Source organism: Pseudomonas sp. Lb2C2 (genome assembly GCF_052112205.1).
GTDB classification, from domain to species: domain Bacteria; phylum Pseudomonadota; class Gammaproteobacteria; order Pseudomonadales; family Pseudomonadaceae; genus Aquipseudomonas; species Aquipseudomonas kilonensis.
In genome coordinates, this window is the sequence record NZ_JAUTYW010000004.1 from 154,808 (window position 1) to 179,524 (window position 24,717).

General features: G+C 57.1%; 27 protein-coding genes and 1 pseudogene. 18 read left to right on the forward strand and 10 right to left on the reverse strand.

Going from position 1 to position 24,717, the window contains the following annotated elements; translation table 11 throughout:
* Positions 1 to 65: 65 nt before the first annotated feature.
* The 4 genes from Q7F16_RS12700 to Q7F16_RS12715 all read left to right on the forward strand — a co-directional run bounded on the left by Q7F16_RS12700 (position 66) and on the right by Q7F16_RS12715 (position 2,198).
* The gene (locus tag Q7F16_RS12700; protein ID WP_409556213.1) at positions 66 to 680 is read left to right on the forward strand and encodes a hypothetical protein; all 615 of its coding nucleotides are present in this window, start codon (positions 66 to 68) and stop codon (positions 678 to 680) included.
* The gene (locus tag Q7F16_RS12705; RefSeq protein WP_409556214.1) at positions 637 to 837 is read left to right on the forward strand and encodes a hypothetical protein; all 201 of its coding nucleotides are present in this window, start codon (positions 637 to 639) and stop codon (positions 835 to 837) included. The genes Q7F16_RS12700 and Q7F16_RS12705 overlap by 44 nt, the downstream gene beginning before the upstream one ends.
* A gap of 302 nt (positions 838 to 1,139) precedes the next feature.
* Entirely contained in the window at positions 1,140 to 1,643 is a 504-nt protein-coding gene (locus Q7F16_RS12710) for an AAA family ATPase (RefSeq protein WP_409556215.1), read from the forward strand.
* Positions 1,644 to 1,985: 342 nt separating this feature from the next.
* Entirely contained in the window at positions 1,986 to 2,198 is a 213-nt protein-coding gene (locus Q7F16_RS12715; RefSeq protein WP_024619476.1) for a hypothetical protein, read from the forward strand.
* Positions 2,199 to 2,401: 203 nt separating this feature from the next.
* Here Q7F16_RS12715 and Q7F16_RS12720 read toward each other — a convergent pair.
* The 3 genes and pseudogenes from Q7F16_RS12720 to Q7F16_RS12730 all read right to left on the reverse strand — a co-directional run bounded on the left by Q7F16_RS12720 (position 2,402) and on the right by Q7F16_RS12730 (position 4,044).
* Positions 2,402 to 2,921 (reverse strand): annotated as a pseudogene (locus Q7F16_RS12720) (GNAT family N-acetyltransferase).
* Positions 2,922 to 2,942: 21 nt separating this feature from the next.
* On the reverse strand, positions 2,943 to 3,158 hold the full coding sequence (locus Q7F16_RS12725) for a DUF6434 domain-containing protein (protein ID WP_082097972.1): 216 nt from the start codon (positions 3,156 to 3,158) through the stop codon (positions 2,943 to 2,945).
* 28 nt (positions 3,159 to 3,186) lie between these two features.
* The gene (locus Q7F16_RS12730; RefSeq protein WP_046063486.1) at positions 3,187 to 4,044 is read right to left on the reverse strand and encodes an AraC family transcriptional regulator; all 858 of its coding nucleotides are present in this window, start codon (positions 4,042 to 4,044) and stop codon (positions 3,187 to 3,189) included.
* Between the two features lie 285 nt (positions 4,045 to 4,329).
* On the opposite strand from Q7F16_RS12730, the gene Q7F16_RS12735 reads away from it, so the two are divergent.
* Positions 4,330 to 5,484, forward strand: a complete 1,155-nt coding sequence (locus Q7F16_RS12735) for an alpha/beta hydrolase (protein ID WP_409556216.1) — start codon at positions 4,330 to 4,332, stop codon at positions 5,482 to 5,484.
* Between the two features lie 113 nt (positions 5,485 to 5,597).
* On the opposite strand, the gene Q7F16_RS12740 is transcribed toward Q7F16_RS12735, so the two are convergent.
* A complete protein-coding gene (locus tag Q7F16_RS12740; protein ID WP_409556217.1) occupies positions 5,598 to 6,482 on the reverse strand; it encodes a LysR substrate-binding domain-containing protein in 885 nt (294 codons plus the stop codon).
* A 106-nt stretch (positions 6,483 to 6,588) separates the two neighbouring features.
* Here Q7F16_RS12740 and Q7F16_RS12745 point away from each other — a divergent pair, with 106 nt between their 5' ends.
* Positions 6,589 to 7,029: a PACE efflux transporter gene (locus Q7F16_RS12745; RefSeq protein WP_409556218.1), complete on the forward strand. Its 441-nt coding sequence runs from the start codon at positions 6,589 to 6,591 to the stop codon at positions 7,027 to 7,029.
* A 154-nt stretch (positions 7,030 to 7,183) separates the two neighbouring features.
* Positions 7,184 to 7,387: a hypothetical protein gene (locus tag Q7F16_RS12750; RefSeq protein WP_027912990.1), complete on the forward strand. Its 204-nt coding sequence runs from the start codon at positions 7,184 to 7,186 to the stop codon at positions 7,385 to 7,387.
* A 98-nt stretch (positions 7,388 to 7,485) separates the two neighbouring features.
* Here Q7F16_RS12750 and Q7F16_RS12755 read toward each other — a convergent pair whose 3' ends face one another.
* Entirely contained in the window at positions 7,486 to 8,469 is a 984-nt protein-coding gene (locus Q7F16_RS12755; protein ID WP_079304514.1) for a hypothetical protein, read from the reverse strand.
* Between the two features lie 164 nt (positions 8,470 to 8,633).
* On the opposite strand from Q7F16_RS12755, the gene Q7F16_RS12760 reads away from it, so the two are divergent.
* On the forward strand, positions 8,634 to 9,446 hold the full coding sequence (locus tag Q7F16_RS12760; protein WP_225919105.1) for a PDZ domain-containing protein: 813 nt from the start codon (positions 8,634 to 8,636) through the stop codon (positions 9,444 to 9,446).
* Between the two features lie 156 nt (positions 9,447 to 9,602).
* Here Q7F16_RS12760 and Q7F16_RS12765 read toward each other — a convergent pair whose 3' ends face one another.
* Both Q7F16_RS12765 and Q7F16_RS12770 read right to left on the reverse strand, forming a co-directional pair.
* Positions 9,603 to 10,031, reverse strand: a complete 429-nt coding sequence (locus Q7F16_RS12765; protein WP_046063490.1) for a DUF2628 domain-containing protein — start codon at positions 10,029 to 10,031, stop codon at positions 9,603 to 9,605.
* Positions 10,032 to 10,267: 236 nt separating this feature from the next.
* On the reverse strand, positions 10,268 to 11,182 hold the full coding sequence (locus Q7F16_RS12770) for a LysR family transcriptional regulator (protein WP_409556219.1): 915 nt from the start codon (positions 11,180 to 11,182) through the stop codon (positions 10,268 to 10,270).
* A gap of 233 nt (positions 11,183 to 11,415) precedes the next feature.
* On the opposite strand from Q7F16_RS12770, the gene Q7F16_RS12775 reads away from it, so the two are divergent.
* The 3 genes from Q7F16_RS12775 (at position 11,416) to Q7F16_RS12785 (ending at position 13,289) form a co-directional block, all read left to right on the forward strand.
* Positions 11,416 to 12,180, forward strand: coding sequence for a sulfite exporter TauE/SafE family protein (locus tag Q7F16_RS12775; protein WP_046063492.1), 765 nt, complete (start codon positions 11,416 to 11,418; stop codon positions 12,178 to 12,180).
* A gap of 93 nt (positions 12,181 to 12,273) precedes the next feature.
* Positions 12,274 to 12,984 carry an AzlC family ABC transporter permease gene (locus Q7F16_RS12780; RefSeq protein ID WP_409556220.1) on the forward strand — a complete coding sequence of 237 codons (711 nt, stop codon included), beginning with the start codon at positions 12,274 to 12,276 and terminating at the stop codon, positions 12,982 to 12,984.
* The gene (locus Q7F16_RS12785) at positions 12,981 to 13,289 is read left to right on the forward strand and encodes an AzlD family protein (RefSeq protein WP_046063494.1); all 309 of its coding nucleotides are present in this window, start codon (positions 12,981 to 12,983) and stop codon (positions 13,287 to 13,289) included. Before Q7F16_RS12780 ends, Q7F16_RS12785 begins: the two co-directional genes overlap by 4 nt.
* A gap of 53 nt (positions 13,290 to 13,342) precedes the next feature.
* Here Q7F16_RS12785 and Q7F16_RS12790 read toward each other — a convergent pair whose 3' ends face one another.
* Both Q7F16_RS12790 and Q7F16_RS12795 read right to left on the reverse strand, forming a co-directional pair.
* Positions 13,343 to 13,546, reverse strand: coding sequence for a hypothetical protein (locus Q7F16_RS12790; protein WP_079304509.1), 204 nt, complete (start codon positions 13,544 to 13,546; stop codon positions 13,343 to 13,345).
* A 232-nt stretch (positions 13,547 to 13,778) separates the two neighbouring features.
* Positions 13,779 to 14,990, reverse strand: coding sequence for an MFS transporter (locus Q7F16_RS12795; RefSeq protein WP_409556221.1), 1,212 nt, complete (start codon positions 14,988 to 14,990; stop codon positions 13,779 to 13,781).
* Between the two features lie 128 nt (positions 14,991 to 15,118).
* Between Q7F16_RS12795 and Q7F16_RS12800 the strand changes: the two genes are divergently transcribed.
* Positions 15,119 to 15,631: an anti-virulence regulator CigR family protein gene (locus Q7F16_RS12800; protein ID WP_014337485.1), complete on the forward strand. Its 513-nt coding sequence runs from the start codon at positions 15,119 to 15,121 to the stop codon at positions 15,629 to 15,631.
* Positions 15,632 to 16,229: 598 nt separating this feature from the next.
* On the opposite strand, the gene Q7F16_RS12805 is transcribed toward Q7F16_RS12800, so the two are convergent.
* Positions 16,230 to 18,074, reverse strand: coding sequence for a sigma-54-dependent Fis family transcriptional regulator (locus tag Q7F16_RS12805; protein ID WP_046063497.1), 1,845 nt, complete (start codon positions 18,072 to 18,074; stop codon positions 16,230 to 16,232).
* A 420-nt stretch (positions 18,075 to 18,494) separates the two neighbouring features.
* On the opposite strand from Q7F16_RS12805, the gene Q7F16_RS12810 reads away from it, so the two are divergent.
* The 6 genes from Q7F16_RS12810 to Q7F16_RS12835 are packed head-to-tail and all read left to right on the forward strand — an operon-like array spanning position 18,495 to position 24,446.
* Complete coding sequence (locus Q7F16_RS12810; RefSeq protein ID WP_046063498.1) at positions 18,495 to 19,589, forward strand: ABC transporter ATP-binding protein; 1,095 nt, start codon at positions 18,495 to 18,497, stop codon at positions 19,587 to 19,589.
* Positions 19,589 to 20,698 carry an ABC transporter ATP-binding protein gene (locus tag Q7F16_RS12815; protein WP_409556222.1) on the forward strand — a complete coding sequence of 370 codons (1,110 nt, stop codon included), beginning with the start codon at positions 19,589 to 19,591 and terminating at the stop codon, positions 20,696 to 20,698. The genes Q7F16_RS12810 and Q7F16_RS12815 overlap by 1 nt, the downstream gene beginning before the upstream one ends.
* Positions 20,695 to 21,561 (forward strand): carbohydrate ABC transporter permease, encoded by an 867-nt coding sequence (locus tag Q7F16_RS12820; RefSeq protein WP_014337489.1) that lies wholly within the window; start codon positions 20,695 to 20,697, stop codon positions 21,559 to 21,561. Before Q7F16_RS12815 ends, Q7F16_RS12820 begins: the two co-directional genes overlap by 4 nt.
* Positions 21,562 to 21,571: 10 nt before the next feature.
* On the forward strand, positions 21,572 to 22,372 hold the full coding sequence (locus Q7F16_RS12825) for a carbohydrate ABC transporter permease (protein WP_014337490.1): 801 nt from the start codon (positions 21,572 to 21,574) through the stop codon (positions 22,370 to 22,372).
* Between the two features lie 10 nt (positions 22,373 to 22,382).
* Entirely contained in the window at positions 22,383 to 22,655 is a 273-nt protein-coding gene (locus tag Q7F16_RS12830) for a DUF2160 domain-containing protein (protein WP_014337491.1), read from the forward strand.
* Between the two features lie 48 nt (positions 22,656 to 22,703).
* Positions 22,704 to 24,446: an ABC transporter substrate-binding protein gene (locus Q7F16_RS12835; protein ID WP_018608208.1), complete on the forward strand. Its 1,743-nt coding sequence runs from the start codon at positions 22,704 to 22,706 to the stop codon at positions 24,444 to 24,446.
* The last annotated feature ends 271 nt before the right edge of the window (positions 24,447 to 24,717 follow it).

A 24,717-nucleotide genomic window follows, 5' to 3' on the forward strand; every position in this document is an offset into this window, starting at 1 on the left:
CATGGGTGGGGGCCGCGAATGGCCAAACCATGTGTTCCGATGTCTATTCGGGATGAGGACCGTTAATGCCGTACAACTACACGAACGGTCGGTACTTGGTCTTCAAAGGCCGGGGCAGCGATGGGGCACCCTTGGGCCGGATTCACCAGGACGGAATAGTTCGAAACCTCCTGGGTGAGCCGCTGTACTACATAAACATGGACGAACATGCGTTCAGTTCGGTCGATTTTATTTTTCAGGGCGGTATACAAAAATGTCGCGGCACGTTTTATGTGCTCAGCGACAAAGTTCTTTTCACATTTTCCGAGATGACGGTTAAGCCACTGGGAAACGAGACCGAGGAGCAGGCGCTTCACAGGGCGTTCAAAAAGAGGGCGCTAAGTTTGGCAGGGCAGATCGTCCAAGCGAAAAATGAGATGGTGCAGGCACGCTTGGATATGGCTTGGTCCAATTTAAATCTTTTCCGCCGTTTCCATGCCTTCCTCACGAGCCGAGCCCGCAGGGAGCGAGCCTCACTAGGGTGGCGTTGCAGTGTGTTAGAAAGTGATCATGAGTTCAAATCGACGTCTGTCCCCATGTCCTCCAGTGAGTTCAAAATCATAATCTGTCCCCAGTCTCAGCAAAGAGCGGCAATCAATGCCAAAGAAACTTCAGGAAAGCAAAGCAGCGACTGCTGCTGACATTGAGCGCTCCATCCAGGCACTGAACAAAATGGCGGAACGCCTCTGGGGCGATGGTCGGGAAGCTGAGGCGAAAGCCCTGCTCGATGCCTTGGATGCTTTAAACAGGGCGCTCGACAGGATCAGGATCGGGGAGAGTCACAGGGTTCTTCATTGAGGCTTGAAGGAAAAGTGAGGAAAACAGAGTCGGCGTACCTTTGGCGCGCAAAGAAAAGCCCGACTGGGGAGGCCGGGCTGAAAGGGTTTCACTAGGAGCTGAGATAACCATAGGCTCTCGGCTGTGAAAGGAATGTGAAAGATTGCCTTCAGTACGAGTTTTAACATCGTAGTCTGTCCCAGGTTTCATTAAAGGAATGTTGATCCAGCTGTCGACGCGGCGAGCGAGTGAGATCGAGCAATCGCTACCGCATAACCGGCTGCTGCCTACTCGGGATTTGCTCACTAATCGAAGGACATGGAATGCTCATCGTCTTCAGCGGTCTTCCCGGCACCGGAAAAACGACTATCGCCAATGATCTCGCCGCTACGACAGGCGCCGTGTACCTGCGGATCGATACGATTGAGCAGGCGATTCGAAACTCGGGCGCTCTTGCGCAAGATGTGGGACGCAGTGGTTACATGGTGGCTAATGAGCTTGCCCTGAGTAATCTTCGTTTGGGCCGCACAGTCATCGTTGATTGTGTCAATCCCGTCCTCGAAAGCCGAATCGCGTGGAGCGAAATCGCCTCACAGGCGAGTAGCCGATTGGCAAACATCCAAGTGATTTGCTCCGATAAAGATGAGCATCGGCGCCGGGTCGAAACAAGGAGGGGTGATATTCCCGGGCTGACGCCGCCCACCTGGCAGTCGGTACTGGATCACGAATATGAGCCGTGGGATGAAGCTACGTTTTGCATAGACACAGCTCTGATCTCTCCGGTGGAAGCGGTTGCGATGATCATCAATCGACACGGTGTGTGCTGACTGATTTTTGTAGATTGCTCACCACATCGTTACGCGATGGTTGTGATGTCATGATGTGATTGGGAGACGACTGCGGGCGCAGGTGGCGGAATAGTGAAGACGGGCGACTTGTAAGTTGCCCGCCTCATAAGATGTGGAAAAGCTCCAAGAGCGGAAGGGGAGGCAGGCGTTCAGCTACATCGCACTTGACGCATAACAGCCAGGATTGGAACCGGTTAAAGGCGGCTACGAAATGAATTTACCGGCGGTCCGACTTTTTGGAATTGCTGTCGCCCGGGGGACTCCACTCATAGAGAAATATGTATTTCTCAATTGCGGTGAACACCGCCCGAGGCAAATGGAATGACGTCGTTCGAAGAATTCAGGGCCACATCCCATGAGCTTCTCAAAGAGCTGGACGCTGCGACGATAAAAATGATGATGCTGGTTTCTGCGAAAGAGGTATCTGGTCCTTTTTGGGAGGATGCTGCCCAGCGGCATCATGACGCTGTAGATGCTTGGCATTCCTTTCTCAATATCCCTACGGATTTCGCGGCGAATCCGCCTCTTCCCTAAGCGGGCGGAAGGAAAGGGTGGGGCGATTATCGGGGTCCCCAAGCTTTTCGATTCGTCCTTCAGCACGATCCGGTGAGCTTTGTGCACAGCCGGACGAGGATCGCCTGCTCAAGGCCTGATCACCGTACGTGTCCGGTAAGCCATCTGGCTTTTTCTGCGTTGTCGTTATGACAACCAACCGACAGGGAGGTCATCGAATATGCCTATCGGGAAAGTTCGCATGCCATTACTACCATTCCAATTTCAACCCGGTCAGTTTTGAAAGGGATTTCACCGATTTCTTGGAAACCGAAACCTTCATAGAATCGCCGCGCATTTGAGTTGGTCTTGAGTACGTCAAGCCACAGCAAGCGTTCTCCGCGCTCTATCGCTCGGCGGTAAATGAAGTGCAAGAGTTGTTTTCCATATCCTCGTCCTGCTTCGGACTTAAGAAAGTAAATTTTTTGAAGCTCCGCGCCCAATTCGCCAGTTACAGGCGCAGGCGTTGACCAGTTAACTTTGGAAAAGCCTACGACCCTACCGCTTTCGTCAGAGGCTATAAGCCACAAATGGCAAGCGGGGGATTCGAGTGATTTGCCGAGCGAGGTAGGAGAAAAGTCTTGATTAAGGAAGACCTGCATGCCAGAGAGACCAGATGTCCGAAAAGTGCTCTTGGTAGGTCTCACAGCCGATTTTACGTAGGATATCTAGGTCGGCTGTAGTTGCTTCACGAATATTAATCACATTTCTCACCAGATTATTTGTTCAATGGCCATCGCGATTGCGCTGCAGCCACTCATCGACGGCTTCGCCGAGCGTTTTAGGTACACCATTACGTATCCAGGCCATAAAGCCTCTATCAAATTTAAAGCTCGCGCCGCAGTGCTCCACCATGAATCTGCGGACGTTTTGGGTGTTTCGGTAATTCTTGCAAACTGTCGTATTCCTTGTGAGCTGATCGCTGTGCCAATTAAAACTCATGAGGTGGCTCCATGCTTAGTGGTCTGATTTATACATTGATGGCATGGAATGCTTGGCGTCTTGCAAGCGGTATCCACACATCCACGTAACCCTTCCCTCGGGAGGGTTCGAAATCAGGACTGTACTCTTCGAACTCAGGCGCGTCGGCAAGCTCGTATTCGGATTCAGGCAGCCAGTGATTGAAAATGGTGAAGAACGTCTGATGGATCGTCGAGATATGGCCTTGGTGCCGAAACACGACATAGTTTTGCTGCGGCACCCTGAAATACCGAAAAACCGGAGGAAGACCTTCGACGCAGGACACCTCGGTGCCGGCAATGTACTCAAAACTACCATCCGGTCCAGGATTACAGCACAGGCCATAGCTCCCGTTGTTGACCTGATTGGGTACCTGTCCCAGGTAGGGGGAGAACGCTTGCCACAAGCCGACGATGCCTTCGTTCTTATCGAAGGTAAAACGATCCCCCAGACCCGCGATGAAAAACTCTGCCCTAGTTTCAAAGCGAGGTTCAGAGAGTGTTATGAGCTTCCTTTCTTTCATACGTAGAGGCTCCACCAGCGAGAGATGTTCATCCTCGTGCCCACGCACCTGCTTTGGAGTGAACCCAAACAGATCGCAGAAGGCGCGCGTAAAAGCTTCATGGGAGCCGTAGCCAGCATCCAGCGCTACTTGCAGGATATCCGGCGCACCTCGACGCAAGGTCAATGCCGCTTGGCTCAAACGCCGTGCGCGGATGTAACGCATCACCGACCAGCCCGTCGACAGCGCAAACAAGCGGGCCAAGGCAAAGGGAGACATGTTGCAATGGTGCGCGACACGTCCCAGATCGAGTTGGGATCCCAGCTCCAGCTCGATATACCACAGGGCCCTTTCGATACTCAGCATGACGAATCTCCATGAGTGCTGAAGCAACGTTATCAAATGGATGGGGACAGGATTTGATCGTTCTTGCGGTTTCTGCTTTAGACTCCTTTTTTAAACCGCCGATTACCGCATCCGCACCGTGACCCCAGTCTTGGAAAATATTAGTCGCCAAACCCCTTGACTAGTGGCAAATTGATGCTATTTGTTTTTATGAGGTTTGAGGTGGACGGTCTTTTTACAAGAAAAAATGTGGATTGCTTTCTGTTTTGGTGCTTGCGTTAAATAAAATCAAAGGATGGAAAAATAATGAAGTTTTCTTTGTTGGGTGGTATCTGGCTTCTATCATTCAGCGTATTTTTTGCCGGGTGTGCATCTTCAGTTTCGTATCCGGCTCCAACTTCCAGTCCTGAGCAGTTACCTTATCCCACCCCGGAATACAGGACTGAAGTTTTTGCGCCAGTGAAGGTCAGCTATGCAACAAATAGAAGAAAAGCGCCGGATGGCAGTCTGTTACCTGAGTTGAATGTGTCCGGTGACCCCCTGTCTTATGGTCAGGAGACCGTTCTGATTCCTTTTAAACGGGATGTAGGAAGCTTTAAAGATTCACATAGCCCTGCATTTAAGATGTTGATGAAGTTTGGGGTCGTGGATGAGCAGGACGATCCAATTATCACCTTGCTTAATGACAGGTCGTTAACGTTGACTGAAGCTGACTTCTTTAAGCAGTTCAAGTCAGCGAAAGGTTTTAAAAATGGTGATGTATTGCTTTTTGTACATGGCTTTAATGTGAAATTTGAAGACGCTGTGAAGCGTGCAGCTCAAGTTTCTTATGATATTAATCCTGATTTGCAACCGGTGGTGTTCAGCTGGCCTTCTATTGGGGATCCGTTAAAGTACAATCGCGATTTTGGTAGGGCGTTGGACTCCGTTGATGACTTCGAAAAATTCATGTTAAAGCTGGTGGCCTCTACGCAGGGAAAGAGAGTTCATGTCCTGGCTCATAGCATGGGGTCAAAAGTAGTCATTCCTGCACTGGCTAGACTCTATTCCACTCATCCAAAACAATTTGATAAGAAACTGGGTAATATCATACTGGCTGCACCTGACTTTCCCAGGGAGACGTTTGTTCTAAAATATAAGGCTGCGTTTAGTAAGTTTGGCCGCGCGACAATCTATATGTCGTCGGAGGATAAGGCGCTCAAGGTTTCCTCTAGCACCTATCTTGCTGATCGAGGAATGCTTGGCTTTAGTGGCTCTGAAGGATTTTTCTTTCCCAGAATTGACTCTGTTGATATAACTCGTGCGGGAGGTGTTGATGATCTTCTTGGGCATTCAAACTATGGTAGTTCGGCGCGTGTGCTAGTGGATATGCATGATATGATCGGGAGCAATTTGAGAGCTAGCAAAAGAAAAGGTTTTATCGTTGTGCCACCTTACAAGTATTTTTTTCTACAGCCGTAGGGGTTTTGGGGGCTGGGAAGCGTGGGTAGAAACTCGCAGAGTGTAAACCACTAGCTAACAACGTACCCTAGGCTGCAAGCGTCCCGATTCGTCGGGACGTAGGCAGAACTCATTCAACCAATACTCCGCCCCAACAACCACTCACTAAACCCCCGCACCGCCACCTGCCGCTCCCGCCCCGGCACGCACACCAGCGTATACCGCGCACCCGCCAAGCGAACTTCAGGGCGATATTCAACCAGCTCCCCACGCGCAACAGCCTCAGCAACCAGCACATTGCTGGCGAGCACCAGCCCGTGCCCGGCGATCGCCGCCTGCAGGGCGTGTTGTTCCTCGTCATAACGCCGAAAACGCGCGTTCTCCAGCCAGCCCAGGGTGCCGGCCTTGGCGCACCATGCAGGCCAGTCGACCGCCACTTTCGCACTGCTCAGCCATGGCACGTCGATCAGTTCGACGGGTGAGCCCGCCGCGGGCGGTTGCCAGCCGGGGCGGCAATAAACACCAAAGTGCTCATCCAACAGGGGCTGTTCGAACAGCTGTGGGTCCGGCCTGAACAGGGCGCGTATCGCCAGGTCGATGCTGGCGTCACGCTGCAGGTCGACCACGTCGTTGCTGGTATGCAGCCTGACGTCGATCTCCGGGTACAACCGATGAAAATCCCCGAGCCGCGGTATCAGCCACAGGCTGGCGAATGCCGGCGTCGTGCTCACCACCAAGGACTGGGCAGTACAAGGTGGCGACAGCACCTGCAGGCCATGTTGGATATCAAGCAGGGCACGGTGCATGAAAGGCTGAAGGCGCTCGCCGTCGGCGCTCAGGCGTACGCTTTGGCTGGAGCGTTCGAACAGCCGCACGCCAAGGAAGGCTTCAAGGCTTTTGACCTGATGGGAGATCGCCGCCGGGCTGACGTTCAATTCCTGGGCCGCTGCCTTGAAGCTGCCCAGCCGTGCAGCGGACTCGAAGCCGCGCAAGGCGGTGAGGGGCAGTTTGGCGAACATGGGCGGGTAGGTTACTCAGGTTGAGCGTGGCTCAATTTAGCTCAATTGTGCGCGGGTGCTCAACTTGCCAGGCTGTGGTCTCCCACCTCACTCCAGGAGCCCAGCGATGCAAGGCACGCCCCGTAAAATCCTTCAGGCCATCCTTTACGAAGCCGGTGGCGTGCTGTTCGTGGCTCCGGCGCTCGCGCTGACCTACGACCAAGGGATGGGCTATTCAACTCTGCTTTCGCTGGTGATTTCTGCCGTCGCGCTGGCTTGGAACATGCTTTTCAATGGCCTGTTCGAGTGGTGGGAACGTCGCCAGCGCAGCCGCCATCGCAACTGGCAGCGACGGCTGCTTCACTCCCTGGGATTTGAAGGCGGCTTGACGTTGATCCTCACTCCAGTGATTGGCGCATGGTTGGGCATCAGCCTGTGGCTGGCGCTGGTGACCAACCTGGGGTTGTTCGTGTTTTTCTTTTTTTACGCGCTGGTTTTTCAATGGGGGTTTGATCGAGTATTTGATGTGCCGCTTTCGGCGCAGGCCGATCAGACACTCGGTGTCTAACGTCAACACACCTTGAATCAGTTGCTCAGAAGCTTGGGCGCATCTTGATGCACTGTTCGCTGTCGCTTTTTCCCGTTTTGAGGGTGGCCACTCTTTTGCCTTCATTTTGGTCGGCGCATGGGGTATTTTGATGCCCTCAAAAAAAGGAGCTGTCATGGGTAAGCTGTTGTACGTAATCGTTTTAATCGCAGTAGCGGGATTCTGCTACAAATTCTACTCCGCTAACCAACAGGTGCAGCAAAACGCATTCAGCTGCCTGAAACTCCAGATGGCGGAGCAGGATAAGTGCTTTGAAGACGTCGGGCGCCAGGCTGCTAATCTGGAGAAGGCGGCCAAGGCTATGACTGGACAGAACTGATCTGTCGTTATAGGTGAGTCAAAAAGCAACTAAGGAACAGCGGGGGCGGACCAGAGCCCCCGATGTTCTTACATAATCCATCCCTTTTTCTCAAGCATTCAGAATTGCGCATTAGACCCAGCTGCTTGAAGTATGGATTTGCAATATGAAACGATGACCCTGTCGGCTTCATTCAGCGGACGTCCGCCTTTGGAAATGATACGTCCGTCAGGAAGTTGAGACCATGAGTCACTTTCGTCAAGGTTCATGTTTCGTTTGGCATATTCATTCAAGCGTTCCAGACACATGTAGGGGAGATCATTGGTAGTCAGCACGGCTGTAATGATTTTTTGAGTGGCGTCTGCCGTTATTTGGGACGTACCCTTTACTGGTGTTCCAATTTCCCCTGACGTTTTACCACTGACTGAATTGTTTCTGTTCTCATCGATAGCTTTCTTGAGCTCTGCTTCTTTTCCGGTTAATTCAGCTACCTTCGCTTTGGCTGCGTCAGAAGGTGTATCGGTTGCCGCTTTTTTTGCAGCCGCCAGCTCACTCTGAACGGCGGTCAACTCTTGCCGCTGGACTGCTAACCCTGCGACTGATGCGTTGCCGGAGGACGATAGATACACAGCCGGAGCAATTGCTCCCTGGTTCAGTTCTTCCACGGCTGCTAATGCCACCGAGTAGCGCTGGAGTCTTGCCAGGAAAAAATTATATTGTGCATCATCAAGCGTGTCGTTCATGCGAGCTTCGCAGAGTCGATAAAACTCATCTCTGAAGAGCTGAATGTTCTTTGATCTGACGCCAATGTAGGCTGCCGAAGTTTGTACCGCGGCTGCCAATTCTGCCTTGGCTCTATCGCTCAGAGTGCCGGAGGCAGCGAGTTGAGCGGCATAGGCTTGCATTGCATCAGGGCTCGGTTCTGCACAAATGGTGTCGTTGCCGCTTATAATTGCTCTCTGGTTAATATCTATAAATACGGACTTTTGCCTTTCTTTGGCTATTTGAGGAAGCTGGAAGTCATGGGTTCTATAGATGCTATTCCAGTTTGCATTGCAGCCACTTAAAAGTAATGCAGCCATTATCAATGGTAGTGTTTTCATCTGCTGCTCCCTTGCATATTTTTTTGGATGTTGCTAAGGCTCAGAGTAGTCGGGCTTCTGTACGCTGCCATTCTTTTCAAGGGGGTTAAGGAGTTATTGGCGCGAGTGTTTAAAATGCTGACAGATATGTACCGCCTACTTAACACTTGGCTGGGTTTGGGAAGGTGTCGGCGCAAGTCGCCACGGAATTTATCGGTGGTCTGATCCTCTTGCCCAAGAGCACGATGAAGGATTGGACAGACGCATGGCAAAACAGTAGCGTTCACCCCCACAACTCAAAAACTCCAACATCAGGGATGGCTATGTCACTCAGACTCGTTTCGCTAATGGCGGCAGCATCCCCGTTGCTTGTGGGCTGTATCTTTGTTCCCATGGGGGAAGAAGAAAAGGCGAAGTATGCTGAATATCATCGCACTACCGAGTCTCCGGCAACCTACGAGGCCATGGATTGCGATACGTTATTGATTACTCAAAAAAGCTATGACCAGTATCCGACGCCGCGGACGGAAAAAATCAGGCAAGTGATTCATCAAGTGGTCGCTCAGCGAGACTGCTCCCGTAGCAGCGCAACTCAGCCAAGCGTCGCCGCCAATCCTGTTCCTACTGCGACGGTCGCGCCAGCCCCGATACCTGCCAAAAGCATTGCCGCTCCCATACCCGTTGCGGCTGGACATCTTGGGGCGCATCTGGGCTCGGTCACACCTACCGTTGTAAAAAGCTTCGGTTTGCCTTCCGAGAAAGGGGTGCTGGTGTTTGGTCCGGAACCAGGCACCGATACCGAAAAAATGGGGCTCTTGGCGGGGGATATCATTTTGGAGATCGCTGGCGCGGCTGTGAACAGTCCTTCCGAGGTCACGGCCATCATCGGTCGCATGACGCCTGGAGACAGCGCCTTGATAAAGGTCTGGCGCTATCGGGCTGTGACTGACGTCAAGGTCGTCGTTGCCGATGGTAGTGCCGCTTCCCAACCTTTGTGAGCCTGGTGAACCCCGGGTGGTTGAACGTCTGTTGTGACGCTGCCTGAAGCGAATGAAAGCCGCATGACCGGAGGGTTGACGCTCTTTCCAGCCCCAGAAACAACAAGCCCGCACACTCATGATGAGGTGCGGGCTCTTGATGACCCAGGCCTGCAATCAGAGACGCATGCCTTTGAACGGGTTCCAGCCTTGCTCGCCTTTCACTTCCTTGAGGTAGTAGGCGTAGTTGGCCATGAGTGCGTACATCATCGACAGGGCGATGCTCAGGCCTGTACTCAACGGCCGGGGAAACTCCATGCCGATGATTGCGAAAATCACGCTCAATGCGATATTGATCGCCAGGAAAATACCCAGCAGGGCGAGGTTCTTCTTCCAGAGGCCCAGGACGAACAGGTAGATAGGGCCGAAGAAAAACGCAATCACGTTGGCGTTGATGAGGATTTTCTTCTTGGCGCCAGGCAGCGTCTTGACGGCTTCCTTGTAGCGCGGGTCGTTTGGCGCGCCATAGGTTTCAAAGAAATCAAAGCGTTCCTGCCACTTGGCGCTGTATTTACCCGTGCTTTGTACTTGTTCAGTTGTGCTCATGTTTAACGCTCCTGCTTTCCATAAGTAATTTTTCTTTCTTCCAAGAAATCCTGTGCTCTGTTTCTAGCGCATTGATTGCTTTGATCTTTGACGAAGGGCTCGAATGAGTCGCCTGAGGTGTCTATTTTGCCGCTTTATGGCCGTTGGTGTGGAACATTCCGCGCTGGCCGCTGGAGCGGTCGTCTGGTCTGTGACGTGCTTCACTCTATTTTTTCAATGGGGGCGCCGGCCGACCTTCAGGGGCGGCTGACGCTGTCACCGTAGACACGGATCATGTCCAGCAGGTTCTTGACCCGCAACGGCAGGTTGCCGGCGGGATAGACCGCATGCATGCGCGGGTCTTCACCCGTGCTGGAGGTCAGCTTGTACTCGGGGAGCACTCGCGCCAGGCGTCCTGCCGCCACTTCCGGCTCCGCCAGCCAGTCGGCCAGGCGGGCAATCCCGGCACCGGCCAGCGCAGCCTGGAACACCGCCGCGCCGGAACTGAAGCGAAACTTGGGGTGCACGCGAAAGCTGCCGGCCTGGCCCGGCCCACGAAAATTCCATTCCTTGAGAATCCGCGGCGCCGTGTGCAGGATCAATGCGTGCTGTTCCAGCGCCTCGATGGACGCCGGCAGCCCGCATCGCTCCAGGTAGCCAGGGCTGGCGTAGAGGTAGCGCGAATAGCTCCACAGCGGGTAGCCGATCAGGTCGCTGGATTGTGGAAAGGCGCCGCGAATCGAAAAGTCCAGCTTGCCCTTGACCGGATCGACCGCCGCATCGGTGAATATCACATCCACGCTGACATCGGGATAACGCTGGCTGTACTGGGCGATCAACCCGGGGACCACCGTGTGGGCCAAGGATTGCGGTGCGGAAAAGCGGATCCAGCCGGTGGCCAGGCCGCTGAGCCCGGCCAGGTCCTCGTCCGCCTCACGTTGCAGATCTAGCATTCTGTAGGCGTGGGGCAGTAGCCGCTCGCCAGCCTCGGTCAGCGTCACGGCGTTGGCCGAGCGATTGAACAGCTTGACCCCGCTGCGTTCTTCCAGCCCTTGAATGGCGCGGGTCAGCGAGCTGGGGGAGCGCCCCAGGCTCCGGGCTGCGACGACAAAGCTGCGCTTGCGGGCCACCGTCGAAAAGGCTTCAAGATCAGCCAACATATCCAGTGCCATCGGCCACCTCATTGCACTTTTCACAATATGACATTGCAACACAAAAAAGCCCCTTCCGTTAGCCTTCCCGCTCTCACCACAAGGACGTAGCTAAACAGGAGCGATGGATATGTCGACGCTGGATGAAACGCTCAGAAAAGCAACCGCCCTTGCGGGCGAAGCGACCCACGAATGGCTGGTGCCAAAAGTCCCCCTGTCGACCACCCACCCCTTTATCGCCAGAGCCTGATTCAATGTTCGATATCATCCTGCTATGTGTCTTCGCCTTCGCCGCCGGCCTGATCGATGCGGCCGTCGGCGGCGGCGGCCTGATTCAGATCCCGGCACTGTTCAATGTGCTGCCCAGCGCCCAGCCCGCCGCACTGCTCGGCACCAACAAGGTCGCGGCGGCCTGCGGCACGGCCTTTGCTGCGCGCTCGTTCGTGCGCAAGGTGGTGATCGACTGGAGCCTGGTGGTTCCTGCCGCCGGCGCGGCCTTTGTCATGGCCTTCGCTGGCGCGGCGACGGTATCGATCGTGCCGCAGGCACTGATGCGCCCGGCGGTATTGGTGCTAATCATGCTGATGGCGATCTACACCTTCTGGAAAAAGGACTTCGGCAGCCTGCACAAGCCCATGCGCATCGGCACCAAGGAGAAGCTGCTGGCGGTACTGGTCGGTGGCGCCATCGGTTTCTACGACGGTTTGTTCGGACCGGGCACCGGCAGCTTCCTGATCTTCCTGTTCATTCGCTGCTTCGCCTTCGACTTCCTGCACGCCTCGGCGTCGGCCAAGCTGGTGAATATCGCCACCAATGTCGCGGCGCTGCTGTTCTTTATCCCGAGCGGCAACGTGCTCTACTTGGTAGCGCTGCCGATGGCGCTGTTCAATATCCTCGGCGCGCTGACCGGCACCTGGCTGGCGGTGCGCAAGGGAGTTCCCTTTGTCCGCGGGCTGTTCCTGGTGCTGCTGGTGATCCTCATCAGCAAGCTGTCCTATGACCTGATCTCGGCGGGTTGAGTTGCCCTTTGACCCGGCAAAAAGTTTTCTACACGGAGATTGCGCCCCATACTCTCGGTTTTTGCACCGCAGATACCCAGAAGAGGCCAAGTTTTGTCGAATGTTGAACCCCACCTGCACGCGCTGACGTTGAATCACATCTACGACGGTTTCAAACAGCTGATCCCCATCTCTCTTTTCGTCGTTGTGTTCGGCGTTGCTTTCGGCCTGGCGGCTGCGCAAACGGGCTTGAGTGATACGTCTGCCGTGCTCATGAGCACGCTGGTTTTTGCCGGCGCTTCTCAATTTGCCGCACTGGATCTGTGGGGGCAGCAAGTGCCGGTCGTTCCGCTGATGATCACCGTCTTCGCCATCAACGCCCGGCACTTGTTGATGGGCGCGACGCTTTACCCGTGGCTGCGGGAGCTGCCCGTTGCCAAACGCTACGGTGTCATGTTGGTTGTTTCGGACGCGAACTGGGCTATGGCGATGCAGGCGTTCAGTCGTGGCAAGCCGGGGCTCGGGCTTTTATTCGGCGGCGGCATTGCGCTCTGGGTCGCGTGGATCCTGGGCAGTTGGCTGGGGCTTCATTTTGGCAGCGCCATTGAGAACCCGGTCAGTTTCGGGCTCGATATGGTCATGGGCTGTTTCTTGTTGGCGATGGTCGTGGGCGGGAAGAAAAACCTGCGCATGTTCATCATCTCGACCGTGGCGGCCTGCTCATCGCTGTTGGCCTACTGGTACTTGCCGGCGAACAGTCATGTCGTGGTCGGCGCTTTGGCGGGGGGCATCCTGGGCGCGCTGTGGATGGAGAAAAAACAATGAATATCGAAACGGCGGGTTACGGCACGTTGATCGTCATATTGATCATGGCCGTCGTGACACTGGCGACTCGCTGGGGCGGTGTTTTCGTGATGTCGTTCGTGCCGATCAACTATCGGGTGCAGCAGTTCATCACCGCCATGTCGGGCTCGGTGCTGGTGGCGGTGCTGGCTCCGCTGGCGGTTAAAGGTGACAACGGCGCACGCCTGGCTTTGCTGACCACGGCAATCGTCATGCTGACACTGAAAAAACCGTTGCCGGCAATTGCGGCCGGCATACTTGCAGCGGCTTTAGCCAGGCAGTTCTGAAAGGTCGAGTCGCTCGCGAACAAGCGAGCGACGAAACCCCATCAACACCCAGTTCAAAAGCTTAGGGTCGCCTCCCCAAACGAGTGATCCTGTACCCCCGCCATAAAGTGCAGCGACATCTCCTGTGGCGCCTCGATGGGTGGAATTTCAAAACTCCCCACCACCTGACCCTGAAGCGCACTCAGCCGCATCGACTCTTCTTCCTTTAACTTTGCCATTCTCGCGTGATTCGCTGCGATTTCGTTGAGAGTTGACACGGTACATCTCCGTTTGCTGACCAAGCATTGATTAATTTGCCGCCGCGTCAGAATTACGTCGTTCTTGGCTGCTGAGACAGGCCAGTGCAAACCCTGAGCCAGACGTGGCCGCTTGTTGGCCCCGTCCCTCGACAGGTGACGAATGGCGGGGCAGGCGTGCATTGACGCCGGCAACGTTGCAACCATGCCTCAACAATAAGTCACTGATAATACAAACCGCTCCCCGGCAGGGTCAGTCGGTCTCGGCGCTGTAGACGCTTGACCGGTGTGTCGAATGCCTGTGTACCACAACCACCCCGGCTCCGATCAGGCTGGTGGCAACCGCCAGCAGCACAATCACCTGCTGCGTTCCAACCGGCGCGGCCAGCACCGCGACCAGCAGGCCTGCGAGCGGTTGCGACAGGTTGTTGAGCAGCGTGATGACGCCGACGGTCTTGCCGAAGTCCTGGGGCGGAATGACTTGTTGGCGGAGGGTGCGGAAGTAGACGTTGAACATTTTGTCGAAGCCGACAATCAGCAAGAAACCGACGACGTAGCCCCCTGTGTTCGGGCTGAACGCGGTGATGAAGGCGCCGACGGCAATCAGTGTGTAGGAGAGGGCGCCCAGTAGTTTCAAGGGCAAGGCCACCCGGGCGAGGAGGAACAGGATGAGGATGGTGGTCACGGCACCGGCTGCCTGCAAGCCTGCGTAGTCATCCTTGCCGGCGCCGTAATGGCCGATGACCATGGCCGCTGAGGTGGCGAGGGTAACGCCGATGATCAGGTTGACGCCCACCGCCAGGCTGATGATCTTTTTCAGTTCCGCCAGCTTGCGAATGTGGCTGAAGGCAATGCGCAGCGGGTTCAGCCAGAGGTCGTGATGTTGCTCGAAGGTTTCCAGGGTGACCGAACTGATGCGCTGCCAATACAGCATCGCCAGGTCCGCGAGCAGGAACAGCCCGGCAATCGCCAGCACCACCCAGTGCCACGCCCACACCTCAAGCAGCAGCGCAGCGATCAGCGGGCCCAGCACCAAGCCGGTCTGGTCGGCGATTTGCGAGTAGGACAGGGTCTTGGTGTAGGTGTAGTGCTTGAAGATGTACGGCATCACCACTTCGCGGGCCATGATGCCCTGGGTGGTCAGCACGCCGCACAGGGCCGAGAGCGCGACGATCCAATAGATCCCGCCGAAGACGCCATAAAGCACGACCGCCACCCCGCAGGCCACGGCGCGATAGACCTGGCTGATGTGCAGGATGCGAATCGGCGAGAACTTGTCGCACAGCGCGCCACAGATGGGGAACGCCAGATAGCGTGGCAAGGATTCGACGAAGAAGGCCAGGCCTGCCCAGGCGACGCTGTTGGTGGTCTGGAAAACAATCAGCGGGACGATGAACAGCAAAATCTGGTCGGCCAACCGGGAAAGGAACATCGAGACGAAAAAAGCCAGGTAATCCTTGCGCATGAAACTCCTTGATTGCTGTGTTCAGGTGTTATCCGGTCCTGGCAACGACGCGCAGCGTGATATGGAACTAATATCACCGTTAGTCTCTATATCTTTACAGGGGTCATCCCTTTTTTGAGAGAACTGCCATGTTCAAATCGCGCTCGTTGATTGCTGCAGTGACCTGTTTCGCCCTGGCGGCTGGCCCTGGCATTGTTGTCGCGGACCCGGGCAACGGCAAGGGTAACGCTCAATTCGATCAAGGTCCCGGTCAAGGGCAGGGAGGCAAAGGCGGGCAGGGCAACAAGGGTGGTCAAGGAAATCCCGGTAACAAGGGCAACCAGGGTGGCAAGGGAAACCAAGGCGGTGGTGGCGGCGATTGGCATAACGGCCCGAGCCTCGACCGCGGCGGCATCCTCGGTGTGATTGGTGGTTATCGCGATTACTGGAGCCCCGGCCCGGCGCTGCCGCCAGGCATCCAGAAAAATCTTGCACGGGGCAAGCCGTTGCCACCCGGTATCGCCAAGAAACTTGATGGGCGACTGCTGGGACGGTTACCGCACTATGACGGTTATGAGTGGCAACAAGTCGGCACGGACCTGATCTTGGTGGCGATCGCCACTGGCATCATCTATGAAGTGCTCAATGGCGCGTTCGACTAAGTCGGAGTGGTGCCAATCAGTTAAGCAACACACCTGTGGGAGCGAGCTTGCTCGCGAAAGCGGTGGGTCAGCTTGCGATGCTGTTGGCTGTGCCGCCGCCTTCGCGAGCAGGCTCGCTCCCACAACTGGATCGGAGTACGACTGGGAGAACCAGGTCGGCTGTCAGGCCGCCTCGCGAGCAAGCTTTGCTCCCACAGGTCCTGCTCAAACAAGTCTGATGGCGGTACGACCGGGAGAACCAGGTCGGCTACTAGGCCGCCTCGCGGTGGACGTTGATCTCGGCGCCCCGTTAACCACGATGGCTGAACGCAGGTATTGCGTAGTGGGCATCCCGGCATGGATGCCGGGATAGCCGCGCTGGGCCATGGATGGCCCTTCGCGGCGGGCCCACGGAGCAATGCCGGAGTGAGGGCACACCGAGCCTAGGCGAGGTGCCGAGTGGTGGGGCAGAAGCGTTTTGCTTACTTTTGCGCTTCTCAAAAGTGAGCCGCCGTCAGGGCGGAACCCTAAGCAGCCGTTACCGCAGCAACGGATATGTACTCAATCAACAAGAGCAAGTCCAGCCATCGCGAGCAAGCCCACCCCCACAGCTTTCGTATCAGCTTTCAAGTTGCCGCAGCCGTTTGTACAAGGTATTGCGGCTGACCCCCAGCCGTCGCGCCAGGTGTGAAATATTCCCGCCCACGGCCTGCAACTGACGGTTCAGGTCCTCGGCATCGTTGAGGTCCACCGTCAGCGGCTCAGGCGTTTCCACCGGTTCCATTTCAAGGTCGACAAAGAAATCGTCGGGCAGGTGTTCCGGGCGGATCGGCTGTTCCTCTGCCATCGCCAGGGCCACTTGCAGCACGCTGCTGACCTGCCGCAGGTTGCCCGGCCAGGGGTGGCGATCGAACAGATCCAACACCTCGCGGCTCAGGCCGGCCCATTGGGTCGGTTCGCGATGGTGTTCCCAGAGGCGTTTGAACAGGGCCTGCTTGTCGCTGCGCTCGCGCAGGGGCGGCAGTTCCAGGGTCAGGCCGCCGATGCGGTAGTACAAGTCTTCGCGAAACCGCCCCAGTTGCACCTGTTCACGCAGCGAGCGGTTGGTGGCGGAGATGATTCGGATGTCCACCGGGAACAGCTCGGCGCTGCCCACTGGCTGCACGCAACGTTCCTGCAAGACCCGCAGCAGCCGGGCCTGGGTCGGCAGGGGCATGTCGCCGATCTCGTCGAGGAACAACGTGCCGCGGTCGGCCTTGCGGATCAGGCCGATGCTGCCTTTCTGGTTGGCACCGGTGAAGGCGCCTTTTTCATAACCGAACAATTCCGATTCCACCAACTCGGCGGGGATCGCTGCGCAGTTGACCGCAATAAACGGCTGCTTGCAACGCGAACTGGCCTGGTGCAGGGCTTTGACGAAGACTTCCTTGCCGACGCCGGTCTCGCCATGGATCAGCAGCGGAATGTCCTTCTCCAGCAAGCGCTCGGCCTGGCGCACGGCTTTCTCCACGCGGCTGTCACCGAAGTGCAGGGAGTTGAGGCTGATAGCGTTGCTGGCGGGGGCCGGCGCAGGTGCTGTTTCGGTGAACACGCGAGCCTTGATCGACACCTGGCTCGGGCGCCTGAGCAAACACTGGAAGCGATTGCTGCCGGACGCTTGCAGGGCGAACGGCAGGCCGTCGGGCTGGTTCAGCAGTTCCAGCAGCGAGACCTTGAACAGGCTTTCTATGCTGACCCGCGACAGGCTCAGGCCCAGCAGGTTGTCGGCCCGGCGGTTGGCGGACAGGACCTGGCCGCTCTCATCGAAGATCAGCAGCCCGGCCCATTGGCTGTCGAGGTTGTTCAGGCCGGTGTTGAAGGTCAGTTGGAAGTGTTCACCGCGAAACAGGTTGAGGATCAGCCGGTTCTCTACGGTCTGGCTCATCATCTTGACCATGCCCAGGGTGTGGGACGGCGGCAGGTAGCTGTCGCTGGAGACGTCCAGCACGGCGATGACCTTGCGCTCGGCATCGAAGATCGGCGCGGCGGAGCCGGTCATGAAGCGATTGGCCTTGAGGAAGTGTTCATCGTGTTCGATGTGCACCGCCTGTTCGCAGGCCAGCGCGGTGCCGATGGCGTTGGTGCCGGTGCAGCGCTCCATCCAGCTGGCCCCGGCGCTGAAGCCATGGGCCAGTTTCGGCTCGATGAAACGCTGGGTACCCCAGGAGGTCAGCACTTGGCCCTGGTTGTCGGCCAGCATGATCAGGCAGTTGGAGTTGCTCAGGATGTTCTCGTAATACGGCAGGACTTCCTGGTGGGTGGTCTGCACCAGCGAATGCTGGCTCTCCAGCAATTGGGCGATGCCTTGGGCGGGCAACTGGTCGAAGGCCGGCACGCTTTGATGGTTCAGGCCGAAGGCGCGGCAACGGGACCAGGAGGCCTGGATGATGGCCTCGTGGGACAAGGCTGGGGCAGGTGCGGCCATGGGGCACTCTCGCAGGAGCTGTTTTTATTGTTGTGGCAAGTCTCGCACAGACTCCTTGTGCTGGGGCAGGCCTGAATACCACTTCATACACAAACCCTTGTGGGAGCGAGCTTGCTCGCGATAGCGGTGGATCAGCAGCATTGATGTGACTGACACACCGCTATCGCGAGCAAGCTCGCTCCCACAAAGGGCATGGCCAGGCTAGCCGAAAACGTTCTTTCAGTGTTGTTCAAAATTGTTCATTGTCAACCCGCGCGTTGTTCAGTTGTTCATTCATGGCTGTTCACTTGTGTTCATCAACGAACGTATTTTTTCAGCGGATCAATGGAAATATCAATCTGATCAAAGGCTTGTGATTTCTGGCACGGCTTTCGCTTTCTAGCTCGGGTCGCTTGACTCCAATAATAAAAAGGCCGAGCCATGTCATTAAAGCTTGAGCACATCTGTCGCACCGTCGAAGGCCAGACCTGGATCGACGATGCCAATCTGAGTTTCGAACCCGGATCCTTCAACGTCCTGTTGGGTCGCACGCTGTCCGGCAAGACCAGCCTCATGCGCCTGATGGCCGGTCTGGACAAGCCCGACAGCGGCCGCATCCTGATGAACGGCGTCGACGTCACCAATCGCCCGGTGCGGTTGCGTAACGTGTCGATGGTTTACCAGCAGTTCATCAACTACCCGACCATGACCGTTTTCGAAAACATCGCCTCGCCGTTGCGCCAGGCCGGTGTGTCCGAGGAAGTCATCCAGGGCAAAGTCCTGGAAACCGCAAAAATGTTGCGGATCGAGAAGTTTCTCAAGCGCCATCCACTGGAATTGTCCGGCGGTCAGCAGCAGCGCACCGCCATGGCCCGGGCCTTGGTCAAGGACGCGGAGCTGATTCTGTTCGACGAGCCGCTGGTGAACCTGGACTACAAGCTGCGTGAAGAGCTTCGCCAGGAAATGCGCGAATTGTTCCAGGCCCGCCACACCATCGCCGTCTACGCCACCACCGAGCCCAACGAGGCGCTGGCCCTGGGCGGCACCACCACGATCCTGCATGAGGGCCGGGTGATCCAGAGCGGAAAATCCTCATCGGTGTATCACCAGCCGCAAACCGTGCTGGCCGCCGAATTGTTCTCCGAACCTCCGATCAACCTCATGCCAGGGCGCATCGTCGGTAACGAGGTGAGCTTCGCCAATTTCGTGCACTTCCCGCTGAACGTCGATCTGCGCCCGGTGGGCGAGGGTGAGTTCCGTTTCGGCGTGCGCCCCAGCCATATTTCCCTGGTGCCGAGCAACGACGACGACCTCGAACTGGCGGTGACTGTCGAGGTGGCCGAGATCAGCGGCTCGGAGACGTTCCTGCATGTGCGCAACGAACATTTCCTGCTGGTGCTGCACTTGCCAGGGGTGCATGAGTACGACGTGGACGCGCCGATCCGCATCTACATTCCGACCCATAAACTGTTTGTCTTCGATGCCCAGGGCAAGCTGGTCCAAGCCCCGGGGCAGCGTATCGCGAGGGTTGCCTGATGGCCGAAATTCGTTTGCAGAACCTCGCCCACAGCTACACCAGCACCCCGGCGGGCCCCGAGGACTACGCGATTCGCGAGATGAATCACATCTGGGAGCAGGGTGGCGCCTATGCGCTGCTCGGACCTTCGGGCTGTGGCAAGTCCACATTGCTCAACATCATCTCCGGCTTGCTCAGCCCCTCCGAAGGGCAGGTGATGTTCGACAGCAAAGTCGTCAATGACCTGACCCCGGAGCGCCGCAACATCGCCCAGGTGTTCCAGTTCCCGGTGGTGTACGACACCATGACGGTGTTCGACAACCTGGCATTCCCGCTGCGCAACCAGGGCATGGCCGAGGCGAGAGTCCACACCAAGGTGCAGGAAATTGCCGAGGTCCTGGACCTGCAGAACCTGCTGGACAAAAAGGCCCGCAACCTCACCGCCGACGAAAAACAGAAAGTCTCCATGGGCCGCGGGCTGGTGCGCGACGATGTGTCGGCGATCCTGTTCGACGAGCCGCTGACGGTGATCGACCCGCACCTGAAATGGAAACTGCGGCGCAAGCTCAAGCAGATCCACGAGCAGTTCAACATCACCATGGTCTACGTCACCCACGACCAGTTGGAAGCCTCGACTTTCGCCGACAAGATCGCCGTGATGTACGGCGGCCAGATCGTGCAGTTCGGCACGCCCCGGGATTTGTTCGAACGTCCGAGCCACACCTTTGTCGGCTACTTCATCGGCAGCCCGGGGATGAACCTGATTGAGGTCACGGCGCAGCCCGGTGGCGTCGGCTTCGGCTCGACCCACTTGCCTCTGTCCGAAATCCTGCAACAACGCGTTGCCGAGGCCCAGGGCAAAACCCTGAAGGTTGGTATCCGCCCCGAATTCGTTCATGTCTGGGACGGCCCCTATGACGACGCGATGCGGGCTGACGTGGTGCACGTCGAAGACCTGGGCACCTACAAGATCCTGACCCTCAACCTCGATGGCGCGCCGATCAAGGTCCGCCTGGCCGAAGACAAGCCAGTGCCCGAAGGCACCGCGTACATCAGTTTTCCGGGCCAATGGCTGATGGTCTATGCCGATGAATACCTGCTGGAACCGTTGAGTGAGGTGCAGCCATGAACAAGGTGCAGAACAACAAGGCCTGGTGGCTGGTGTTGCCGGTGTTCCTGCTGGTGGCTTTCAGCGCCGTGATCCCGATGATGACCGTGGTCAACTATTCGGTGCAGGACATCTTCGACCAGTCCAGCCGCTACTTCGTCGGCGCCGATTGGTACAGGCAGGTACTGCTCGATCCACGGCTACACGACTCGCTGCTGCGTCAGTTCATCTACTCGGCGTGCGTGTTGCTGATTGAAATTCCCCTGGGCATCGCCATCGCCCTGACCATGCCGACCAAGGGCAAATGGTCGTCCCTGGTGTTGATCATCCTCGCGATCCCGCTGCTGATTCCCTGGAACGTGGTGGGCACCATCTGGCAGATTTTCGGCCGCGCCGACATCGGCTTGCTGGGCTCCACACTCAACGGCCTGGGCATCAACTATAACTATGCGGCCAACACCATGGACGCCTGGGTCACCGTGTTGGTGATGGATGTCTGGCACTGGACTTCGTTGGTGGCGCTGTTGTGCTATTCGGGGCTGAGGGCGATTCCCGATGTGTACTACCAGGCCGCGCGGATCGACCGGGCGTCGAACTGGGCAGTGTTCCGGCACATCCAGTTGCCGAAGATGAAAAGCGTGCTGCTGATCGCCGTGATGCTGCGCTTCATGGACAGCTTCATGATCTATACCGAGCCGTTCGTACTCACCGGCGGCGGGCCGGGCAACGCCACCACGTTCCTCAGCCAGACCCTGACGCAGATGGCCATCGGCCAATTCGACCTGGGCCCGGCGGCGGCGTTTTCCCTGGTGTACTTCCTGATCATTCTGTTGGTGTCGTGGCTGTTCTATACCGCCATGACGCACTCCGACGCCAACCGTTGAGGCCCGCACCATGAGCAAGAGAAAGCTGATTCCGCTGCTGATCTACATCCTGTTCCTGCTGGTGCCCATCTACTGGCTGCTGAACATGTCGTTCAAGAGCAACACCGAGATCCTTGGTGGCTTGACCCTGTGGCCGCACGATTTCACCTTCCACAACTACAAGGTGATCTTCACCGACCCGAGCTGGTACACCGGTTACCTCAACTCGCTGTACTACGTGAGCCTGAACACGGTGATTTCCCTGGGTGTCGCGTTGCCGGCGGCCTATGCGTTTTCCCGCTATCGGTTCCTGGGGGACAAGCACCTGTTCTTCTGGCTGCTGACCAACCGTATGGCCCCACCGGCGGTGTTCCTGTTGCCGTTCTTCCAGCTGTATTCGTCCATCGGCCTGTTCGACACCCACATCGCCGTGGCCTTGGCCCACTGCCTGTTCAACGTGCCGCTGGCGGTGTGGATCCTCGAAGGGTTCATGTCCGGGGTACCGAAAGAAATTGACGAGACTGCCTACATTGACGGCTACAGTTTCCCCAAGTTCTTCGCCAAGATCTTCATCCCGTTGATCGGTTCCGGCATCGGTGTCACGGCATTTTTCTGCTTCATGTTTTCCTGGGTCGAACTGCTGCTGGCACGCACGCTCACTTCGGTGAATGCCAAGCCGATCGCGGCGGTCATGACCCGTACCGTGTCGGCGTCCGGTATTGACTGGGGTGTGCTGGCGGCGGCGGGGGTGTTGACCATCCTGCCGGGCATGCTGGTGATCTGGTTCGTTCGCAACCACGTGGCCAAGGGCTTTGCCCTGGGTCGGGTCTGAGGAGTCGATGATGGAATGGATGAACTGGACCGCCCCCACGGCGGCATTCTTTGGGGTCATCGCCTTGCTGCTGGCAGGCATGACCACGTGGGAACTGCGTTCGCCGAGCATCCCTCGGCGGGGTTTCCTGCCGATTGCCACCACCCGTGGCGATCGGTTGTTTATCGGTCTTCTCGGTAGCGCCTACTTGCACATGCTGGTGATCGGCGTTACCGACTGGAGCATCTGGATAGCGTTCGCGTTGTCTTTGGTGTGGCTGTTGGCAGTGATGCGGTGGGGCTAGTCGCGAAGGTTCGCCGATCAGGCTCTTAAACCCAAACAGGAGGTCTCTATGTTCAATAAAAACAATAAGCTGCGACATAGCGTTTCATTGGCAGCCATGCTGGCACTCAGCGGGCTGAGTGCTGCGGCCTGGGCCGACGCCTATGAAGACGCCGCGAAAAAATGGATCGGCAGTGAATTCAAGCCGTCGACCCTGACAGCCGAGCAGCAGCTCGAAGAACTCAAGTGGTTCATCAAGGCCGCCCAGCCGTTTCGCGGGATGAAAATCAACGTGGTGTCGGAAACCATCGCCACCCACGAATACGAGTCCAAGGTGCTGGCCAAGGCCTTTACCGAAATCACCGGGATTCAGCTAACCCACGACCTGCTCCAGGAAGGCGACGTGGTGGAGAAACTGCAGACCCAGATGCAGTCGGACAAGAACATCTATGACGGCTGGGTCAACGACTCGGACCTGATCGGAACGCACTTTCGCTACGGCAAGACTGAATCGATCACCGACCTGATGGCCAACGAAGGCAAGGATTTCACCTCGCCGACCCTGGACATCAAGGACTTCATCGGCATCTCCTTCACCACCGCGCCGGACGGCAAGATCTATCAACTGCCCGACCAACAATTCGCCAACTTGTACTGGTTCCGCGCCGACTGGTTCGAGCGTGCGGACCTGAAGGCCAAGTTCAAGGAGAAATACGGCTACGAGCTGGGCGTACCGGTGAACTGGTCGGCCTATGAAGACATCGCCAAGTTCTTCTCCGAAGACGTCAAGGAGATCGACGGCAAACGCGTCTACGGCCACATGGACTACGGCAAGAAAGACCCCTCCCTGGGTTGGCGTTTCACCGATGCCTGGTTCTCCATGGCCGGTGGCGGCGACAAGGGCCTGCCCAACGGTTTGCCGGTGGACGAGTGGGGCATTCGCGTCGAAGACTGCCATCCGGTCGGCTCCAGCGTGACCCGCGGCGGCGATACCAACGGGCCGGCGGCGGTGTTCGCCACCACCAAATACGTGGACTGGATGAAGAAGTACGCGCCACCGGAAGCGGCGGGCATGACCTTCTCCGAATCCGGCCCGGTACCGTCCCAGGGCGCCATCGCCCAGCAGATCTTCTGGTACACCGCTTTCACCGCCGACATGACCAAGCCAGGCCTGCCGGTGATGAACGCCGATGGCACGCCGAAATGGCGCATGGCGCCGTCGCCGCGTGGTCCGTACTGGGAAGAGGGCATGAAGCTGGGGTATCAGGACGTGGGTTCCTGGACATTCATGAAGTCCACGCCGGAGAAACAGAAACTCGCCGCCTGGCTCTACGCGCAGTTCGTGACGTCCAAGACTGTGTCGCTGAAGAAGACCATCGTTGGCCTGACGCCAATTCGTGAGTCGGACATCAACTCCCAGGCCCTGACCGACCTGGCGCCGAAACTCGGTGGCCTGGTGGAGTTCTACCGCAGCCCGGCCCGCGTGCAATGGACCCCGACCGGGACCAACGTGCCGGACTACCCGCGCCTGGCCCAGCTGTGGTGGAGCCACATCGCCGAAGCCGCCAGTGGCGAGAAGACCCCGCAGCAGGCCCTCGATGGCTTGGCCAAGGACCAGGACGCGATCATGACGCGTCTGGAGCGCTCCAAGGCCCAAGCCACCTGCGCACCTAAGATGAACCCTGAGCGCGATGCGCAATACTGGTTCGACCAACCGGGCGCACCGAAGCCGAAACTGGCGAACGAGAAGCCTAAAGGCGAAACCGTGAGCTACACCGAGTTGTTGAAATCATGGGAAGCGGCACGCAAGTAAAGCCCCAAGCGTGAAAACGAACGGCACCGAAAGGTGCCGTTTTTTTTGCGTGCGCTTGCACCGCTATCGCGAGCAGGCTCGCTCCCACAGTTTTTCCGGGTCGTTCACAGACCTCACATACGCCACAAATCCCCTGTGGGAGCGAGCTTGCTCGCGAAGGCGGTGGCACATTCAACATTGATGCAAGCAGACCCACCGCTATCGCGAGCAAGCTCGGCTCCCACAGGGATCGGCGGTGAACACTGATCTTGTAAACAATCAAAGAACTGTG